The organism is Nocardia sp. NPDC050710 (assembly GCF_040654375.1).
Classification (GTDB): domain Bacteria; phylum Actinomycetota; class Actinomycetes; order Mycobacteriales; family Mycobacteriaceae; genus Nocardia.
The window spans coordinates 82475-103210 of sequence record NZ_JBFAHV010000015.1 but is presented as its reverse complement, the minus strand read 5'-3'; the positions used below and the strand labels follow the sequence as shown (position 1 = coordinate 103210).

The 20736-nt window shown below is 67.2% G+C and carries 11 protein-coding genes; 10 read left to right on the top strand and 1 reads right to left on the bottom strand.

Annotation, left to right across the window (positions count from 1 at the left end; genetic code table 11):
- The first annotated feature begins 118 nt into the window (after positions 1-118).
- The 9 genes from AB0H61_RS23955 (at position 119) to AB0H61_RS23915 (ending at position 16600) form a co-directional block, all read left to right on the top strand.
- A complete protein-coding gene (locus AB0H61_RS23955) occupies positions 119-1054 on the top strand; it encodes an alpha/beta hydrolase family protein (RefSeq protein WP_357308074.1) in 936 nt (311 codons plus the stop codon).
- Positions 1055-1354: 300 nt separating this feature from the next.
- The gene (locus AB0H61_RS23950; RefSeq protein ID WP_357308071.1) at positions 1355-2386 is read left to right on the top strand and encodes an alpha/beta hydrolase family protein; all 1032 of its coding nucleotides are present in this window, start codon (positions 1355-1357) and stop codon (positions 2384-2386) included.
- A 196-nt stretch (positions 2387-2582) separates the two neighbouring features.
- Positions 2583-4457, top strand: a complete 1875-nt coding sequence (locus AB0H61_RS23945) for an alpha/beta hydrolase-fold protein (protein WP_357308069.1) — start codon at positions 2583-2585, stop codon at positions 4455-4457.
- 102 nt (positions 4458-4559) lie between these two features.
- On the top strand, positions 4560-5105 hold the full coding sequence (locus tag AB0H61_RS23940) for a DUF732 domain-containing protein (protein ID WP_357308067.1): 546 nt from the start codon (positions 4560-4562) through the stop codon (positions 5103-5105).
- A gap of 47 nt (positions 5106-5152) precedes the next feature.
- On the top strand, positions 5153-6085 hold the full coding sequence (locus tag AB0H61_RS23935; RefSeq protein ID WP_357308065.1) for a cutinase family protein: 933 nt from the start codon (positions 5153-5155) through the stop codon (positions 6083-6085).
- A 213-nt stretch (positions 6086-6298) separates the two neighbouring features.
- Positions 6299-7342: an LLM class F420-dependent oxidoreductase gene (locus tag AB0H61_RS23930; protein ID WP_357308063.1), complete on the top strand. Its 1044-nt coding sequence runs from the start codon at positions 6299-6301 to the stop codon at positions 7340-7342.
- Positions 7343-7535: 193 nt separating this feature from the next.
- Entirely contained in the window at positions 7536-9449 is a 1914-nt protein-coding gene (gene fadD32 / locus AB0H61_RS23925; protein WP_357308061.1) for a long-chain-fatty-acid--AMP ligase FadD32, read from the top strand.
- 202 nt (positions 9450-9651) lie between these two features.
- A complete protein-coding gene (pks13, locus tag AB0H61_RS23920; RefSeq protein WP_357308059.1) occupies positions 9652-14982 on the top strand; it encodes a polyketide synthase Pks13 in 5331 nt (1776 codons plus the stop codon).
- A 73-nt stretch (positions 14983-15055) separates the two neighbouring features.
- Complete coding sequence (locus tag AB0H61_RS23915; RefSeq protein ID WP_357308057.1) at positions 15056-16600, top strand: acyl-CoA carboxylase subunit beta; 1545 nt, start codon at positions 15056-15058, stop codon at positions 16598-16600.
- 73 nt (positions 16601-16673) lie between these two features.
- On the opposite strand, the gene AB0H61_RS23910 is transcribed toward AB0H61_RS23915, so the two are convergent.
- The gene (locus AB0H61_RS23910; protein WP_357308055.1) at positions 16674-17171 is read right to left on the bottom strand and encodes a peptidylprolyl isomerase; all 498 of its coding nucleotides are present in this window, start codon (positions 17169-17171) and stop codon (positions 16674-16676) included.
- Between the two features lie 125 nt (positions 17172-17296).
- Here AB0H61_RS23910 and AB0H61_RS23905 point away from each other — a divergent pair, with 125 nt between their 5' ends.
- Positions 17297-20629: an arabinosyltransferase domain-containing protein gene (locus tag AB0H61_RS23905; protein ID WP_357308053.1), complete on the top strand. Its 3333-nt coding sequence runs from the start codon at positions 17297-17299 to the stop codon at positions 20627-20629.
- The last annotated feature ends 107 nt before the right edge of the window (positions 20630-20736 follow it).

Here is a 20736-nt window from a genome sequence, read left to right as displayed (position 1 = left end):
GTGATCGCACGGGCGAAAGGTCGAATCGATGCGATCTGGCGGTGTGCGCGGAACGATTGCCGGAGGTCGGTCCCGTGGGGCTGTTCGGCAGGCGTGGTTACGGCGTTCGGTGGCGGGGATGGTCCTCGCGTTGGCGTTGCCGTTCGGTGTCGCGGCCGTCGGCCTCGGCGCACCCGCGGCGGCGAGTTTCAATCCGGCCGGGCATGACTTCTGGGTCGACTCCAGCATGGGCCCGATCAAGACCCGCATCTTCCGCGCTCTCGACGGCAACACCAGCCGCGTGGTCTACGCGCTGGACGGTCTGCGGGCCCGAAACGATCTCAGCGGCTGGGAGATCGACACGGAGGTCTCCCGGGTCCTGACGCAGTGGAACATCAATGTGGTGATGCCGGTCGGCGGCCAGTCCAGCTTCTATTCGGACTGGATCGCGCCGAGCAATACCAACGGCCAGCAGGTGCGGTACGAGTGGGAAACGTTCCTGACCGAGAATCTGCGGTGGGCGCTGCGGGATCGGCTCGGTTTCAATCCGTACGGCAACGGCGTGTTCGGGCTGTCCATGGGTGGCAGCGCCGCGCTCGCGCTGGCCGCCTATCACCCCGACCAATTCCGGTACGCCGGTTCGTATTCGGGCTACCTGAATATCTCCGCGCCCGGCATGCGTGAGGGGCTGCGGCTGGCGTTGCTCGACGCGGGCGGATTCAATATCGACGCCATGTGGGGCCCGCCGTGGGATCCGAAGTGGTTGCGTAACGATCCGTTCATGTTCGCGCCGCTGTTGCGTAAGAACGGAACTCGAATGTGGATTGCTGCGGGCAATGGCCAGAGCGGTCCGAGTGATGTGATCAAGGAGCCGATCGACGCCTATCACCTCAGCAATGCGATGGCGCTGGAGACGATCGCACTGGCCAACACCAGGGCGTTCCAGGTCAGGCTGGACAGTCTCGGCGGCGCCAACGTGATCTTCGACTACACGTCGGTAGGTGTGCACAGCTGGCACTACTGGGAGGATCAGCTTTACAAGATGCTCCCCGATATGAGTGCGCACCTTGGATGAGGTAACAAATTAGGACATCGGGGACGACATCACCGGATGAACGCGGTAGGGTCACCGCACCGTCACAGATTGTGTTCGGGCGGATTTCGGCCACCCGGCTCGCCCTCGGCCTTGCTAAGGATTCGGGTGTCGAATATCCTCCTGCGAGCGCAAGTGTGACCAGATCGTTGTAGCGCTGCCATATGGTGCCGGCAAGTCGGGGTCCGGCTCGATTGTGGCGTCGTCTCGTTGGCAGCACGGGTGTTGCCCTGCCCTCGCGGGTCCGGGTGATGCCACCACAGCAGAAAGAGAGCAGGATTCATGCGTTTCGGCAGGGCCGCCGCGCCGAGGAGAATCACATCGGGCCGGCGAGGCGAACCTCGCGGTTGGCGTAATCGAATTCTGGCTGTCGGTGCCGCCGCATTGGCGCTACCGATCGCCGCCGGAGTGGCGGCCCCGACCGCCGCCGTCGCGGCACCCGCCCCGGTGCTGCGCGCGCCCGCGGGCGGTAACGAGGACCTGATGGTCCCGTCCGCCATGGGCCCGATCAAGGTCCAGGTGCAGTGGGCCGCACGCGGCGGTAGCGCCGCGCTGTACCTGCTCGACGGCCTGCGCGCCCGTGACGACCGCAATGCGTGGTCGTTCGAGACGAACGCGCTGGAGCAGTTCAAGAACGACAACATCACTCTGGTGATGCCGGTCGGCGGTCAGTCGAGCTTCTACACCGACTGGGTCGCACCGAGTAACACCAACGGTCAGAAGACCACCTACAAGTGGGAGACCTTCCTGACCAGGGAGCTCCCGAACTTCCTCGAGGGCTACGGCGTCTCCAAGACCAACAACGCGGTCGCCGGCCTGTCCATGGGTGGTAGCGCCGCGCTGGCGCTGGCCGCCTACCACCGGGATCAGTTCAAGCAGGCCTCCTCGTTCTCGGGCTACCTGAACATCTCGGCGCCGGGTATGCGCGAGGCGATCCGCATCGCGATGCTGGACGCGGGCCGCTACAACGTCGACTCGATGGCCGCGCCGTGGAGCCCGCAGTGGCTGCGCATGGACCCGTTCGTGTTCGCACCGCAGCTCAAGGGTCTGCCGATGTACATCTCGGCGGCCAGCGGCCTGCCGGGTCAGTTCGACCGCCCGGCCTCGGCGGTCGGCGCGTTCAACACCGGTAACGCCATGGCGCTGGAAGCCCTGTCGCTGGTCAACACCCGCGCGTTCCAGGTTCGCCTGAACTCGCTGGGCATTCCGGCGTTCTTCGACTTCCCGGCGGCGGGTACGCACTCCTGGAAGTACTGGGAGGGCCAGCTCTTCAACGCCCGCAAGGGCATCCTGGACGCCACCGGCGGCTGGTGATCTAGAGCGCTGACCGGACGGCGCCACTGCCTCTCGGAGGTGGTGGCGCCGTTCGTCTTTCCGGGGTGCCCGAAGCCCGCTGTCTGGCACACCGGCCATTCCGCGGCCGTCTCCGGCACCGAAAACCCCGAACCAACTGGTATGCCGTCCGCGCGTCTTACCAGGAACCCGCCACCTGCCGGAGTAGAAAGCATCTGTGGCAGGGAAAACGTTCGGCAGGCGGGGGAGACGCGGTCGGCGCGACGGACGCACGGCCCGCTGGCGGCTGTCCCTACTCGCCACCGCCCTCGTGCTCCCGCTGGCCACCGGCATCGCCCCGCCCGGCGCGCCCGCCGGCGCGCAGCCCGCGGCCACGCCCGCCGAGGCATCGGTGCAGCGGGCGGTGTGGTTCGGCGACCGCAGGGTCGCGCTCTGGGTGTATTCGCCGTCCATGGGCACACCGGTCCAGATCCAGCTGTTGCTGGCCCGGGACTGGAATGCCAACCCGGGCGCGCGCTTCCCGGTGCTGTTCATGCTCGACGGCCTGCGCGCCACCGACGACGAGAGCGGCTGGACCAAGGACGCGGGCGCGCAGGATTTCTACGCCGACAAGAACGTCACCGTGGTGCTGCCGATCGGTGGCCAGTCCAGCTTCTACTCCGACTGGCTACACCCGAACAACGGCAAGAACTACAAGTGGGAGACCTTCCTGACCAAGGAGCTGCCTCCGCTGCTGGAGAACCAGTGGCGAGCCACGGATGTGCGTGGCATGGAGGGGCTTTCGATGGGTGGTACGGCCGCCATGTTCCTGGCGGGCCGCAACCCCGGTTTCGTCAAATACGCGGCCTCGTACTCGGGTTTTCTGACCACGACCACCCTCGGCATGCCGCAGGCCATCCAGTTCGCCATGCGGGATGCGGGCGGATTCGACTCGGCCGCCATGTGGGGCCCGCCGACCAGCCAGGAGTGGGAGAACCACGATCCGTACGCGCTGGCCGACAAGTTGAAGGGGACCAGCCTGTACATTTCCAGCGGTAGTGGGGCGGTCGGTCCGTTCGACCAGGCCGCGGGCATCCCGGGGGTCAGCACCAACTACGCGGGTATGGGGCTGGAAATCCTGTCCCGGCTCACCTCCCAGAACTTCGTCACGAAGCTGGGCAAACTCTCCATTCCGGCGCAGGTGAATTACCGTCAGTCCGGCACACATACGTGGCCGTACTGGGATTTCGAAATGCGTCAATCCTGGTCGCAGGCCGCGGCCGCGCTCGGGGTCGACCCGGGTAAACCGGCCTGCGATGCGGGCGGTGCGATCGCCACGGTGGTGGCGGGCACCAGCTGGCTCGGCGACTGTCTCACCCGTGAATATCCGGTGCCGGGCGGCGTGGCTCAGGATTTCCGTGGCGGCCGGGTCTTCCATTCGGCGGCCACGGGGGCGTTCCCGGTGGGCGGCATGATCGGCGGTGGCTACCAGGCCGTGCTGGGCCCGGGCGGCCCACTCGGCCTGCCGACCGGCGGTGAGCGCGGCCTGCCCGATGGTCGCGGGCGTGTGCAGTCCTTCCAGAACGGTTCGCTCTACTGGACCCCGCAGACCGGCGCCCAGCTGGTGCGCGGCGCGATCCTGGAGGAGTGGGGTAAACAGGGCTTCGAGCGCGGCCCCGCGGGTTATCCGTCCGCGCCCGAAGTGAAGACGCCGAATAGGGACGGCGTGGTGCAGGCCTTCGAGGGCGGTCCCTTCTACTACAGCCAGAACTCCGGGGTGCACCGGGTCCATGGCCTGATACTCGCCAAGTACGCCCAGATGGGTTACGAGAACAGCTGGCTGGGTTTCCCGATCGACGAGGAAGCGCCGCTGAAGGATCTGGGGCGCTACAGCCGGTTCGAGGGCGGCAATATCTACTGGAGCCCGCTGTCGGGTGCGTGGTCGGTGCGGCCCGGAACGATCATGGATGCCTGGAAGACCGTGGGCTACGAGAACGGCAAATTGGGCTATCCGATCAGTGACGAGTTCGAGATTCCGGGCGGTCTGCAGCAGAATTTTCAGGCCGGGTTCATCACCGTGCGTGATGGCAAAACGGAGGTTCACGGACTTTAGTTCGGACCGGTCTGTTTGCTGACTGCCGCCGGTCGGCTCCCAGTTGCCGCTACCCTGGGGTCGACCGCGTCCCCCTTGCGAACAGATCGAGGATACGAATTCATGCATCTGACCAGTGGAAAGGTGTTAGGCACCGCCGTAGCGATCGCCGCCGCGACCGGCCTGCTCGCCGCCTGTGGCGGAAATGACTCGACCGCATCGAGCACGCCGACGCTGCCCCAAACCACGGTGTCGGCCGTGACTTCGGCCGCCCCGACGTCCGCGCCGGTCGAGACCGGGCAACAGGCGCCCGCCCCAGAGCCCACCCCGGAGGCCGCGCCACCGGCCACCGAGACGGTGGCGCCCGAGCGGCCGCAGCCGGTGCCGACCGGCGCGGTCCCGCCGCAGGACACCTCGAACCTCTCCGAGAAGGACCGCAAGTTCCTCGACGCGCTGAAGGCCCAGGGCATCACCCCCGCGAGCCCGGATATCGCGTTGAGCATCGGCGGCTACGTCTGCCAGGGTGTCGCGGCGGGCGCGAGCGATGCGGATCTGAGCACCTTCGTGAACGCGATGGCCGGTTCCGATCCGTCCTTCGATCCGGCCAAGATGCCGGTCGAGACGGCGGGCAAGATCTACATCGATACGGCTAAGCAGACGTACTGCTAGTGAGCGCGGGCAGAGGTTCGACCCGCCGGATCCGTCCGGCGGGATGTTTGACGTCCCTCGCGGTCATCGCGCTGGGTATCGTCGGCGTGATCGTGCTCTGGTACGCGCTCGCGGGCTGCTCGAAGCCTCCGAAGCCGCCGAAACCACCGGAACGCCCGACCTCGCAGCCCGCCTGGTGCCCGGATGTGCAGATGATTTCGGTCCCGGGAACCTGGGAGTCGAGCAGTGTCGACGATCCCTACAACCCGACCGCGAATCCGGCATCGTTGATGCTCAATATCTCCAGGCCGGTGCAGCAGCAGTTCCCGTCGGAGCGGGTCGACGTCTACACCGTTCCGTACGTCGCGCAGTTCTCCAACCCCATCGCCATTCCGCCGGACGGCCAGCAGTCCTACAACAACAGCCGGGCCGAGGGCGCGCAGCGGATGGTCGACTTCATGTCCGAGCGCACCGAACAATGCCCCCTGACCACCTATGTCATCGCGGGCTTTTCCCAGGGCGCGGTGATCGCGGGCGATATCGCCAACCTGATCGGCGCGAACAAGGGCCCGGTCGACGCCGACCTGGTGCTCGGCGTCGCCGTGCTCGCCGACGGCCGCCGCACCGGAGATACCGGAGCCGGCGAGGCCACCCAGGTCGGTACCCCGCCGCCGGGCGTCGGCGCCGAGATCGCGCTGACCGGGGTGAAGGTGCCCGGCATCACGATGACCGGTCCGCGTTCCGGTGGCTTCGGTTCGCTGGCCGATCGCACCGTCAGCATTTGCGCGCCCGGCGATTTGATCTGCGATTCGCCGCGCCAAGCGCTGAGCCCGGTCAACTTCGTCAGCAGCGTGCTGACGCTGGTCCGCGCGGCGGGCAACCCGGTGCACAGCCTCTACAACGGTTTCGTTGTCGACGCTGACGGCGCGACCGCCACCCAGTGGACGGTCGACTGGGCCGCCGACCTGATCGAGCGCGCGCCACACCCGGCGCATTCGTGAGGTTGCACAGTCCCCGCCGACGGTAGTCGGTGTCCAGGCATCGGCCGCCGCGACAACCGCACTGCGGTTCGTCTGCACGTTGTAAAGTGCGCTGATGATCGCGACGCCGGTACCCGCAGCCTGCTGCGGGACGCCGGGCGTCGGACAGGTACAGCGGCGATCACTCGCCGGGGTGATCGAGGATCGCACACAGACAGCCAGGAGCATGAGTTCATGACACAAGCCGCCGCACCGGCCGACTCGGCCAGCAGCGCAGCGGATGCTGGGTTGACCGCGCAGGGGATTCCGTTGCGTCCTTTCCGCTTCGCGGCCGCGGGCGAAGGAAATAAGCAGGAGGGTGGCGCCCGCAAGTTCATCCAGACCGCGCAGCAGGCCGAGGAATACGGGTTCGACACCTTCGTCGTCCCGGATCACCTCGGGGACCAGATCGGTCCGATCGCCGCGCTGGGCGCGCTGACCCAGGCCACCGAGCGGATCCGCCTCGGAACCTCGGTGCTGGCCAATGGTTTCCGCCACCCCGTGGTCCTGGCCAAGGACCTCGCCACCATCGATGTGCTGTCGAAGGGCAGGCTCGAGGTCGGGCTCGGCGCGGGCTGGAAGCAGGACGAGTACCAGGCCGCCGGTCTCACCTACGATTCGCCCGGAATCCGGCTCGCCAAGCTGGACGAGGCGTTGACCATCCTCGATGTGCTGCTGCGTGGCCAGGAGTGCAACTTCGACGGCAAGTACTACCAGGTGCGGGGCATCAAGGGCACGCCGCGACCGCGGCAGGGTCCGCGCCCGCCGATCTGCACCGGCGGCGGCGGGCCGAAGATGCTGCGGCTGGCGGCCAAGCACGCCGACATCATCTCCGTCGTTCCGGTCACCACCAAGAACGGCAAGGGCCTGCTCTCCGGTATCACCCTGGAGAAGACCATCGAGAAGGTCGAGCTCATCAAGGAAGCGGCCGGGGATCGGTTCGCGGATATCGAGCTGAACTGGGCTATCACGGCAATCGTCATTACCGACGACCGGGAGAAGACCGCGGAGATGGCGCTGTCGGCCATCGACCGCGGCCTGCACCCGGACCTCGAGGTCGATGTGAAGCTCTCGGTCGAGGACATTCTGGCCTCACCGTATGTGGCCATCGGCACATTCGAGGAGATCGCCGAGCAGATCCGTCGTGTGCGGCAACTCACCTCGATGTCGTATGTCGGGGTATTCCCCACCCAGATGGACGCATTCGCCCCCGTTATCCCCCTGCTGCGGGACGAGTAAGCCGGTCATCTCTGTAACATGACTCTGGTTTGAGAACATCTAGCCGATAGCGGTCACCGCGCAGACCGCACGAAAATCTGCAGGTTGGCTCTTTATATTTGGGAGCACCCGCGGGCGAAAGCGAGTCGGGGCCTCACAGGTGATAGCGGCGATCACGCCGTTTTACTGCGTGTGCCTTGGAGGAGAAGAAGGAATGGACGAGACTTTCGACGACTACCTGGACGAAACCGGGAACATCCGTATTCCCGAGGATCACACCCTGGTTGATCACGTCGAGAAGCACACCCGGAACGACGCGAATACGCTGGCGTACCGCTACATCGACTACTCGCGGGAACGCGACGGTGAGGTGCACGAGCTGACGTGGCTGGAGTTCGGTGTTCGGCTGCGCGCGGTGGCCGCCCGTCTGCAGCAGGTGACCAAGCCGGGCGACCGGGTTGCGATCCTCGCCCCGCAGGGCCTGGACTATGTGATCTCCTTCTTCGCCGCGATCTACGCCGGTTGCATCTCGGTGCCGCTGTTCGATCCGGATGAGCCGGGCCACACCGATCGCCTGCACGCCGTACTCGGTGACTGCACGCCCTCGGCGATTCTCACCGCGAGCACCTCCGCCGCCGGCGTGCGTCAGTTCTTCCGCGCCCTGCCCGCCGCGCAGCGGCCGCGCATCATCGCGGTCGACGCGATCCCGGACAGTGTCGGCGAGACCTGGGTGCGCCCGGACATCAAGATCGATGACATCGCCTACCTCCAGTACACCTCGGGTTCGACCCGGGTCCCGGCCGGTGTGGAGATCACCCACCGCGCGGTCGGCACCAACCTGCTGCAGATGGTCGAAGCGATCAACCTGGACTGGAATTCGCGCGGCGTCACCTGGCTACCGCTGTTCCACGACATGGGCCTGCTCACGGTGATCCTTCCCGCGGTGGGCGGCAAGTACATCACCATCATGTCGCCGAGCGCGTTCGTGCGACGTCCGTACCGCTGGATCAAGGAGCTGGCCGCGGTTTCCGACGGCGCCGGAACCTTCGCCGCCGCACCGAACTTCGCATTCGAACATGCCGCCGCGCGTGGCCTGCCGAAGATGGGTGAGTCGCTGGATCTGTCCAATGTCATCGGTCTGATCAACGGCAGTGAGCCGGTCACCACCTCCTCGATGAAGAAGTTCAACGAGGCGTTCGCGCCGTTCGGTCTGCCCAAGACCGCGATCAAGCCGTGCTACGGCATGGCGGAGGCGACGCTGTTCGTCTCGGCGACCAAGGCCGAGGACGAGGCCAAGGTCGTCTACGTGGACCGCAACGAGCTCAACGCTGGTCGGATGGTGAAGGTCGACCAGGGCACCGAGAACTCGATCGCGCAGGTCTCCTGCGGTTACGTCGCGCTGTCGCAGTGGGCCGTCATCGTGGACCCGGAGACCGTCGAGGCGGACGGCGGCCACGAGCTGCCCGACGGCCGGGTCGGTGAGATCTGGCTGCACGGCAATAACATGGGCATCGGTTACTGGGGTCGCGAGGAAGAGACCACCAAGACCTTCCGCAACAAGGTCGGCCAGCGGATCGCCGAGGGCAGCCACGCCGAGGGCACCACGGACGACGCCAACTGGATGCGCACCGGCGACTACGGCGTCTACTTCGAAGGCGAGCTGTACATCACCGGCCGGGTCAAGGATCTGGTGATCGTCGACGGACGCAACCACTACCCGCAGGATCTGGAGTTCTCCGCGCAGGAGGCCAGCAAGGCACTGCGGCCCGGCTTCGTCGCCGCGTTCTCCGTGCCCGCGAACCAGTTGCCCACCGAGGTCTTCGAACAGGGCAGCCACTCGGGCCTGAAGTTCGACGCCGACGATGCCTCCGAGCAGCTGGTGATCGTGGGCGAGCGTGGTCCGGGCGCGGGCAAGGCAGATCCGCTGCCGATCGCCGACGCGGTCCGCGCGGCGGTATCGCAGCGCCACGGTGTGACGGTGCGCGACGTGCTGCTGGTACCCGCGGGATCGATTCCGCGCACCTCCAGCGGCAAGATCGCGCGGCGCGCCTGCAAGACTGCTTATCTGGAGGGAACGCTGCGGGGTGGTTACACCCAGCAGGCATTCCCCGATGCTCCGGAAGAGTAGACGCTCGCGATTGCCTGCGGGCCGCTCGAAATAGGATTGCCCCGGGGTGACTTCGAACCGCCGATCATCGACGCTCGGCGCCGAGGCATCCCACGCCGCTAGTACAGGTCGCTCGGAACTCACCGCTGGTCGCGGGTCGCCGACGACCTGCGCGTCAATTCGCGGCGCGGCCCGGTACGCAGACAGGTAGCTTGAGGAATTGATGGCTGACAACGAGGGCACGCCCCAGACGACCAATAGCGTTCCCGGCGCCGCGCAGGACGCTTCCGCCGCACCGGCCGGATCCTTGCCCGACTTCACCGTCGGCAACGAGGCGCTGAAAACCGGTGCGACAACCGATATGTCGGTGGCCGAACTGCGGGAATGGCTGCGCTCCTGGGTTGCCGACGCGACCGGTCAGGCCATCGAGAACATCACGGTCGACCGGCCGATGGAGGAGTTCGGGCTGGCCTCGCGCGATGCCCTCGCCCTCGGCGGCGATATCGAGGAGCTCACGGGCGTGGTGCTGACCGCGACGGTGGTCTACCAGCATCCGACCATCGCCGCGCTGGCCGAGCGGATCATCAATGGTGAACCCGAGGTCCCCGAGGAATCGGGCGATGACGCGTTCTACGCCGGATACGCCCCGGGCGAGGCGCACGACATCGCGATCGTCGGGATGTCCACTCGCTTGCCGGGTGCGGGGGACACCCCGGAGTCCACCTGGGAATTCCTGATCAACCGCGGTGACGCTATTCGCGAGCTGCCGGAAGGACGGTGGGCGGAGTTCCTCGATGAGCCCGAGGTGGCCCGGGCCGTCGCCGAGGGCAACACCCTGGGCGGCTATCTGGACCAAGAGGTGGTCAAGGGCTTCGACGCGGAGTTCTTCGCCATGTCGCCCATCGAGGTCGAGCGGGTCGATCCACAGCAGCGCCTGATGATGGAGCTGACCTGGGAAGCCTTGGAGCACGCCAGGATTCCGGCCAGTGAGCTCAAGGGTGAGTCGGTCGGCATGTTCATCGGCTCGTCCACCAGCGACTTCATGCTGATCACCGCACTCGGGCTCGGCGCCGAGCCGGATCCGAATGTGCCCGCGTCCGCACAGGCCTACGGGATCATGGGCAGCTCGACGGGCATCATCGCCAACCGGGTCTCCTACTTCTACGACTTCCGCGGTCCGTCGGTAACTGTCGACACCGCGTGCTCGTCCACCCTGGTCGCGGTGCACCAGGCGGTGCGGGCGCTGCGTGACGGCGACGCCGATCTGGCGCTGGCCGGTGGCGTGAATATGATCCTGGCCCCCGCGGCCACCCTGGGCTTCGACCTGAACGGCGGCGTGGCGAAGAACGGCCGGATCAAGGCCTTCTCCTCCGACGCCGATGGCATGGTGCGCTCCGAGGGCGCGGGTCTGGTAGTGCTCAAGCGCCTCGTCGACGCCGAACGTGACGGCGACCGGATCATGGCCGTGATCAAGGGTTCCGCGGTCAATAACGACGGCCGCTCCAATGGCCTGCTCGCGCCGAATCCGGACGCACAGGCCGACGTGCTGCGCCGGGCTTACCGGGACGCGGGCGTCAAGCCCTCTACCGTCGACTACATCGAGGCGCACGGCACCGGCACCCTGATCGGCGATCCGATCGAGGCCGACGCGCTGGGCCGGGTGGTCGGCCGCGGCCGCGACGCCGACAAACCCGCGCTGTTGGGTTCGGCCAAGACCAACTTCGGCCACCTCGAGTCCGGCGCGGGCGCCGCCAGCCTGGCGAAGGTGATCATGGCGTTCCAGCACAATGTGCTGCCGCCGAATATCCACTACGCCGGTCCCAACCCGTACATCCCGTTCGAGCAGGCGCACCTGAAGGTGATCGACGCCCCGACGGAATTCCCGCGCTACAGCGGTACCGCCACGGTCGGCATCAACGGGTTCGGTTTCGGTGGCACCAACGCGCACGTCGTCTTGCAGGAGTACGTGCCTGCCGCGGCGGCGCCGGTCGAGACCGTCGCGAACGAGGCCGCGGATCTCGACAGTGCGGATCTCGCCACCGAGGATCTCGACACCGAGACCACCGATGTGATCGCCGAGGCGGAAGAGATCGTCGCCGAACAGGCCGCCGAGGTGGCCGTCCCCGAACCCGAATGGTCCGGGGAGCGGACCGAGCCGCTGCCGGTGATCCTGGCCGTCTCCGGCTATCTGCCCTCGCGCCGTCGCCGTGCCGCCGCCGAACTCGCCGACTGGCTGGAGTCCGAGGCCGGTCGTGAGGTGCCGCTGGCCGATGTGGCCCGCTCGCTGGCCAAGCGCAGCCATTGGCGTTCGCGCGGCGTGGTGCTCGCCAAGACGCACGAGGAGGCCGTCGCCGGCCTGCGCGCCATCGCGGCGGGTAAGCCGGGTACCGGCGTCTTCACCGCCGACGCCCCGGCCGTTCAGGCTCCGATCTGGGTGCTCGCCGGTTTCGGCGCCCAGCATCGCAAGATGGGTAAGCAGCTCTACCAGGAGAATTCGATCTTCCGCCGGACCGTCGACGAGGTCGACGAACTGGTGCAGGACGAGGCGGGCTATTCGATCCGCGAGCTGATCCTGGACGACGCGCAGGACTACAGCGTCGGCACCTCGCAGGTCGGCATCTTCACCATCCAGATCGGCCTGGCCGCGGTGCTGCGCGCCCACGGCGCGGAACCCGAGGCGGTGGTTGGCCATTCGATGGGCGAGGTGGCCGGGGCCTACATCTCCGGCGGCTTGGCTCTCGAGGATGCCGTGCGCGTGATCTGCGCTCGTTCCCGCCTGATGGGCGAGGGCGAAGCGATGATCACCGATGCCGACGTGCGCAATATGGCACTGGTCGAACTCGGTGTCGAGGATGTCGAGAAGCTGCTGCCGGACTATCCGGATGTCGAGATGGCCGTCTTCGCGGCGCCCACCAATACGGTGATCGGCGGCCCGCAGGACCAGGTCGCGGCCATCGTTGCGCAGGTCGAGGCGGCGGGCAAATTCGCCCGCGTGCTGCAGACGCGCGGCGCGGGCCACACCTCGCAGATGGATCCGCTGCTCGGCGAGCTGGCCGCGGAGCTGGCCGGTATCGAGCCGACCAAGCTGAAGACCGGCCTGTACTCGACGGTGAACAAGGAAGAGTTCTACCGTCCCGGCCACGACCCGATCCATGACGAGGACTACTGGGTCAAGAACATGCGCCACGCGGTGTACTTCACCAATGCGGTGAAGCTCGCGGTGGACTCCGGCCACACCACCTTCCTGGAGCTCGCGCCCAACTCCGTCGCGCTGATGCAGGTGCTGGGCACCACCTTCGCCGCGGGCGTGCACAATGCGCAGCTGATCCCGACGCTCAAGCGCAAGGAAGACGAGTCGGCGGGTGTCATCGGCGCGCTGGCGCAGCTCTATGTGCACGGGCACAAGGTCGACCTGCCCTCGATGCTGCCCGCCGGTGACTACGCCGATATTCCGCGAACCACATTCGTGCGCAAGGAGTTCTGGCCCAAGGCGCGGATGGTGGCGAGCGGCGGAAATGCCCGGGTGCCGGGCGCGCACGTCGCGCTGCCGGACGGCCGCCACGTGTGGGAGGTGCAGGCCGCGTCGGTCACCGACCTCGGCGCGCTGGCGCAGGCCGCGGCGGCGCAGGTGCTCAGCGAGGTGTCGCCGGGCGTCTCCGTTCCGTACGCCCCGATTCCCGCGACCGGCACCCTGACCACCACGCTGACCCCGTACCCGGGCGGCGGCGCGGTCCAGGTGCACGCCAAGGAGGGCGCCGCCTTCCGGCTGCTGTTCGACGGTGTGGTCGCCTCCGGGGCGCCGCTGCCCGAACCCGCCGTGGTGCAGCCTGTTCCGGCCGTCGCGGTGGCCGCCACCGACAGCGCCGTGCTCGAGGTGGTCGAGACCTTCGGTGACCGCTGGGATCCGAACGGCACCCAGTCGCTCGAGGAGCGGCTGGCGTTGATCGTCGCCGAGTCGATGGGCTACGCGGTCGAGGATCTGCCGATGGAGATCCCGCTGATGGAGCTCGGTCTCGACTCGCTGATGGCCATGCGCATCAAGAACCGGGTCGAGTACGAATTCGATATCCCACAGCTGCAGATCCAGGCCGTGCGCGACGCCAACCTGACCGAGGTCGGCAAAGTGCTGCGTTACGCCATCGACCACCGTGACGAGGTGCAGGCGATGGCGGACAGGCAGGCCGCGGGCGAGGAGGTCGCGGTCGACGGTGGCTTCGTCGCCGCGGCCCGCGCCGCGCTGGAGGCCGGTGCGGATCCGGCAGCGGTGGCGAAAGCCGCTGCCGCCGAGGCGGGTTCGCCGCTCACCGTCGAGGACACCACGGTGGAAGCCGAAGCCGAGGTCATCGTCGCCGAAGCCGAGGTATCCGCGGTCGATATCACCGCCGAGGCTCCGGCCGAAGCGGTTGTCGCCCAGGCCGAACCGGCTCCCGCCGCCGTATTCGGCGGTCAGCCGAATGCCGCCGCCGAGGACGATGTACCCCCGCGCGACGCCGCCGAGCGACTGACCTTCGCCACCTGGGCGATCGTCACCGGCAAGTCGGCGGGCGGCATCTTCAATACCCTCCCGATTCTGGAGGAGGAGGTCGCCGAGAAGCTGGCGGAACGCCTCACCGAGCGGATCAAGGCCGAGGTCACCGTCGACGACGTGCTCGACTGCGAGACCATCGAACAGCTCTCCAATATCGTGCGCGACCTGCAGGACAGCGGCGCCGAGGTGGACGGGTTCGTGCGTCCGCTGCGGGCGCGGGTCGAGGGCTCGAATGCGGTGCCGGTCTTCGTATTCCACCCGTCCGGTGGCAATACGCTGGTCTACGAACCGCTGCTGAAGCGGCTGCCCAACGACACCCCGATGTACGGCTTCGAACGCGTCGAGGGCGATATCGAGACGCGGGCGCGGCAGTACCTGCCCGAACTCCGCAAGATCCAGGGCAACGGTCCGTACGTGCTGTACGGCTGGTCGCTGGGTGCGGTGTTCGCGCTGCAGGTCGCGCAGCTGCTGCGGGCCGAGGGCGCCGAGGTGAGCGTGGTCGGACTCATCGACCTGGCCATCCCGACGCAGGGTGAGGACAACAGTCCGGAGGAGCGGGTGCGCCGCATCGAGCGCTACCAGGTCTTCGCGAAGAAGACCTACGGTGTCGAGGGCGAGCTGGACCGTGAGCAGTTGGAGACGCTGGCCGCGGCCTCCGATGAAGAGCAGTTCAAGATGATCAGCGATCTGATCAAGTTCAGCGGCGCCAAGATTCCCGGCGGTGTGCTCGAGCATCAGCGCACCTCGTGGGTCGAGAGCAGGCATCTGGCCAAGACCCAGCCTTCGCACTACGACGGCAACGTCGTGCTCTACCTGGCCGATCGCTACCACGACGGCATGATCGAGCTGGAACCCCGCTTCGCCGAACGCAAGCCGAACGGTGGTTGGGACGAGTATCTGCCGAATCTCGAGGTAGTCCACATCGCGGGTGACCACCTGCAGATTGTCGACGAGCCGCGCATCGGAAAGATCGGAGCCGACCTCACCGCGAAACTCGTGGCAATCGAGGCGAAAGGGGTCAAGTGAGGGAGCGTAGCGACCGAACTACCGACAGCGCGCGGGTGAGCGCGGTGAAATCGGACGTCCGCGAGGTGCGGCCGTGAGCACCACCGCCGAGAAACTCGCCGACCTGCGTCAACGCCTCGAACTTGCGCAAGAACCGGCGGGTGCGGCGGGTGTGGCGAAGCGGGCCGCGAAGGGTATCCCGAGCGCCCGCGACCGGATCAATATGCTGCTCGATCCGGGCACCTTCGTGGAAATCGGTGCGCTGGTACGCAAACCGGGGGATCCCGCCGCGCTCTACGGCGACGGTGTGGTCACCGGGCACGGCCTGGTGGAGGGTCGCCCGGTAGCGGTCTTCTCCCACGATCAGACCGTGTACGGCGGGTCGGTCGGCGAGATGTTCGGCCGCAAGGTCGCCCACATCATGGAGTACGCCGCCAAGGTCGGCTGCCCGGTCGTCGGCATCAACGACTCCGGCGGCGCGCGCGTGCAGGAGGCGGTCACCTCGCTGGCCTGGTACGCGGAGCTGGGCAGACGCCAGGAGCCGCTTTCCGGCTTGGTGCCGCAGATCTCGATGATTCTCGGCAAATGCGCGGGTGGCGCGGTGTATGCCCCCATCAATACCGATGTGGTGGTGGCGACCGAAGAGGCGTACATGTTCGTCACCGGTCCCAAGGTGATCCGCGAGGTCACCGGCGAGGATGTCAGCCTGGAGGAGCTCGGCGGCGCGCAGAGCCAGGCCGAGTACGGCAATATCCATCACGTCGCCAAGGACGAGGCCGAGGCCTTCGACTGGGTGCGCGAATACCTCGGTTACCTGCCCACCAGCTGCCAGGAACTGCCGCCGATCGTGAATCCCGGTCTGGAACCGGAGACCACCGAATCGGATCTGGAACTGAATTCGCTTGTGCCGGACTCGGACAACGCGGCCTACGACATGCACGACATCCTATTGCGCATCTTCGACGACGGCGCATTCCACGAGGTCGGCGCTTCGGCGGGACGCAACATCATCACCGGATTCGCCCGGGTGGACGGGTCGAGCGTCGGCGTGGTGGCCAATCAGCCGATCGTCTACGCCGGAGCGTTGGACGCCCGCGCCTCCGATAAGGCCGCGCATTTCGTGCGGCTCTGCGACGCCTTCGAGATTCCGCTGATCTTCGTGGTGGATACGCCGGGCTTCCTGCCGGGTGTGGAGCAGGAGAAGATCGGCGTCATCAAGCGCGGCGGCCGCTTCCTGTTCTCCTTCGTCGAGGCGACGGTGCCGAAGGTGACCGTGGTGATCCGCAAGTCCTACGGCGGCGGATACGCCGTGATGGGCTCCAAGCAGCTCGGCGCGGATGTCAATCTGGCCTGGCCGACCGCCCGTATCGCGGTGATGGGCGCGGAGAGCGCGGTCAGCCTGATCGGCGGTAAGCAGCTGGAGGCCGCGCCCGAGGAGCAGCGCGCGGCAATGCGCCAGCAGATGATCGACTTCTACAACGCGACCATGGCGACGCCGTGGGTGGCGGCCGAGCGCGGCTATATCGATGCCGTCATCGAGCCGTCCGCGACCCGGCTGGAGCTACGCCGGGCGCTCCATCTGCTGCGCGATAAGCAGATGGCGCGCAACCCGCGCAAGCATCACCTGCTGCCGCTCTGACAGCGGTACAAGGAAACCGGATCGGGCCGTACTCCCTTGGGAGACGGCCCGATTCGCGTCGGATACCCGGATATCAGCCGATGCTGGCGGATTTGATGATGACGTCGTCCTTCGGCACGTCCTGATGCATGCCCGCGGAACCGGTGGTGACGGCGGCGATCTTGTCGACCACATCCTTGCCTTCGATGACCGCACCGAAGACCGCGTAGCCCCAGCCGGAGGGAGTCGGGGCCGAGTGGTTCAGGAAATCGTTGTCGGAGACGTTGATGAAGAACTGGGCGGTGGCCGAGTGCGGGTCGTTGGTGCGGGCCATCGCGACGGTGTACTTGTTGTTCTTCAGGCCGTTGTTCGCTTCGTTCTGGATCGGCGCCTCGGTGCCCTTCTGGCGCATGCCGGGCTCGAAGCCGCCGCCCTGGACCATGAAGCCGGGGATGACGCGGTGGAAGATGGTGCCGTTGTAGTGGCCGGCCTTCACGTAGTTCACGAAGTTCTGCACCGAGTTCGGCGCCTTGGCGTCGTCCAGTTCCAGGACGATCGATCCGTAATTCGTCACGAGATTCACCTTGGTCATGCCTCCACCTTTCCATGGCACCGGTTAACGGTCAGCAGTTCGGTCCGGTGTTTCGGTGTCCGGGTGGCATGACTTGCGCAGACACACCACGCCGACGGACACGCGTGCCGCTAGCATTGCGAACCGTGCCCGACGCCGCTACAGCTGTCCTTACGAAGCCGACCCCCGCCCCGGCGGTCGCATCCCGCGATTTCCGGACCGCGCGCATCATCGCGCTGGTCACCGGATTGATAGGCGCGCTGTTAGCACTGGCAACGCCGTTCTTGCCGGTCAGCCAGACCACAGCGGTGCTGAACTGGCCGCAGGGCGGCACCCTCGGCAATGTGCAGGCACCGCTGATGTCGCAGGTGCCCACCACACTGAAGGCCACCATTCCGTGTAGCGCGGTGGACGCGTTGCCGGCGCAGGGCGGCATGTTGCTGGCCACCGCGCCGCCCCAGGGGGATCGAGCCGCCCTGGAGGCGATGTTCGTCCGGGTCTCGGAGACCTCGGTGGATGTGGTCGATCGCAATGCGGTGGTGGCGTCCGCCGAGCGGTCGGAGATGGGGCGGTGCTCGTCGATCGCGATCACCTCGGACGATCAGCGCACCCGCGCCGAATTCACCGGCCTGACCAAAACCGTCGAGCGGCCGGTTCAGGGCGGGGCGCCCGGGGCCGAGGAAAGCGTCCGGGTGCCGGTCGAGGGCCAGCTGAGCGGTGATCTGCGGCCGCAGGTCGTCGGTGTCTTCACCGATCTCAAGGGCGCGGTGCCCGCCGGGCTGTCGTTCGACATGACCATCGACACCCGCTTCACCTCCACCCCCACCCTGATCAAGCTGGTGGCGATGATCGTGGCCGTGCTCTGCACGCTGATCGCGCTCGCCGCGCTGGCCAGGCTCGACGGCAGTGACGGCCGCGGGCACCGGCGGTTCCTGCCCGCCCATTGGCTGAAGCCGACCTGGACCGACGGCGCGGTGGTCGGCACGCTGCTGGCATGGCATTTCGTCGGCGCCAACACCTCCGACGACGGCTACATCCTGAGCATGGTGCGGGTGGCCCCGCACGCGGGCTATATGGCCAACTACTTCCGCTGGTACGGCGTGCCGGAGGCGCCGTTCGGCTGGTACTACTACGTGATCCAGGTCTTCTCGGAGATCTCCACCGCCAGCCCGTGGGTGCGGCTGCCCGCGCTGGCCTGCGCGATCCTCTGCTGGATGGTCATCAGTCGCGAGGTGGTGCCTCGGCTCGGCCGCGGGGTGCGCACCAGCAGGGTCGCGCTCTGGACCGGTGGTCTGGTGTTCCTGGCCTTCTGGCTGCCCTTCGACAACGGTCTGCGCTCGGAGCCGATCGTGGCGCTCGGCGCGCTGCTGACCTGGGTCTCCATCGAGCGGGCGATTGCCACCGGGCGGCTGCTGCCCGCCGCGGTCGCGGTGCTGGTCGCCGCGTTCACGCTGGCCGCGGCGCCGACCGGCCTGATGTGTGTGGCGGCGCTGCTCGCCGGTATCCGCCCGCTGGTCAAGATCGTGGTGCGCAGGCACCGTCAGCACGGCACGTTGCCGCTGCTCGCACCCATCGCGGCGGCCGGTCTACTCGTCCTGACGGTCGTCTACAGCGATCAGACGTTCGCGGGCATTCAGGAGGCCAACCGGGTGCGGCAGGCTACCGGCCCGAATCTGGCCTGGTACGAGGACTACCTGCGCTACTACTACCTGTTCGTGGAGACGGTGGACGGCTCGCTCTCGCGCCGGTTCGCCTTCCTGACCATGCTGCTGTGCCTGTTCACCACCATGCTGGTGCTGCTGCGGCGCAGGCAGGTGCCCGGCATCGCCAGCGGTCCGACCTGGCGGCTGATGGGCGTCGTCTTCGGAACCATCTTCTTCATGATGTTCAACCCGACCAAGTGGACGCACCACTTCGGCGCGTACGCGGGTATCGCCGGTTCGCTGGCCGCGGTCACCGCGGTCGCGGTATCGGCGTCGGCCCTGCGGGCCCGCAAGAACCGGGCCATCTTCCTGGCCGGATTGCTCTTCGTGCTCGCGATCGCCTTCTCGGGTATCAACGGCTACTGGTACGTCTCCAGCTTCGGCGTGCCGTGGTTCGACAAGCGCATCTCACTGCACGGCTACCAGTCGAATACGGTCATGCTGATCCTGTTCGGCGCCGCGCTCGCACTGGTGGCCTGGTCCGCCCTGCGTGAGGAGTACGTCGCGCCCGAGGCCTCGCCGAAGTCGGCGCGCGGCAAGCGGATCCGCAAATTCGCCGCGATCCCGCTGACCGTGGTCGCCGCGCTGATGGTGGCGCTGGAAGTGCTCTCACTGGTCAAGGGCGCCTACTCGCAGTATCCGGCGTACTCGCTGGCCCGCTCGAATTTCGACGCGCTCGGCGGCAATTCCTGCGGTCTCGCCAATGACGTACTGGTGGAACCGGACCCGAACGGCGGCAGGCTGCGGCCGATCATCGATCCGGTCAATCCGCCGACGAACGGCGACCCGCTGGCCGGTATCGACCCGGTCGGCTTCGACGCCAACGGCGTGCCCGACGATCTGTCCGCCGACACCGTCGAGGTGAAGCCGGGCACCGGCAACACCTCCACCCAGTCGGTGGGCGCCGCCTTCGCCGAGGGTGAGAGCGCGGGTACCGGTGGCGGTCAGGGCGCGCAGGGCGTCAACGGCAGCACCGTGGCCCTGCCCTTCGGGCTCGACCCGGCGACCACTCCGGTGATGGGCAGCTACCAGAACGGCGTGCAGCAGCCCGCACGGCTGACCTCCAGCTGGTACCAGCTCGAGCCGCGCTCCGACGACAAGCCTTTGGTGGTCATCTCCGCCGCAGGGCGCATCCTGTCCCTGGACGACACCGGCTCGATGAAATACGGCCAGTCGCTGACCGTCGACTACGGCAAGCGCCTGCCCGATGGCAGCGTCGAGCCGCTCGGCAACTACCTGCCGCGTGATATCGGCCCGTTCCCGTCCTGGCGCAATCTGCGGATCCCGCTCGACGAGATCGCCGCCGACGCGGATGCCGTCCGCATCGTCGCCAACGATCCGATCCTGATCGGCGACCAGTGGCTGGCGTTCACCCCGCCGCGCATGCCGAAACTGAAGTCCCTCAACAGTTACATCGGCTCCGACCAGCCGGTGCTGCTGGACTGGGCCGTCGGCCTGCAATTCCCCTGCCAGCGTCCGTTCGATCACCGCAATGGTGTCGCCGAGGTGCCGGGCTACCGCATCCTGCCGGACCGGCCGCTCGCCATCAGCTCCACCAACACCTGGCAGGCCGAGGAATTCGGTGGGCCGCTCGGGTTCACCCAGATGCTGGCGAAGTCGACGACGGTGCCGACCTACTTGAAGAACGACTGGGCCCGGGACTGGGGTTCGCTGGAACGCTATGACCAGTACCGCAACGCCACACCGGCGAAGCTGGATACGGACACCACGAATCGTTCGGGTTGGTGGTCCCCGGGTCAGCTACGGGTGTTCTAGCTCGGGACGAAAGTAGGAGGGCCGTAGCGTCGAATGACGCTACGGCCCTGTTGCTTATCGCGAGATTTGTTTATCGCGGGATGTCGTGGAGTGAACGAGGGCAAGCG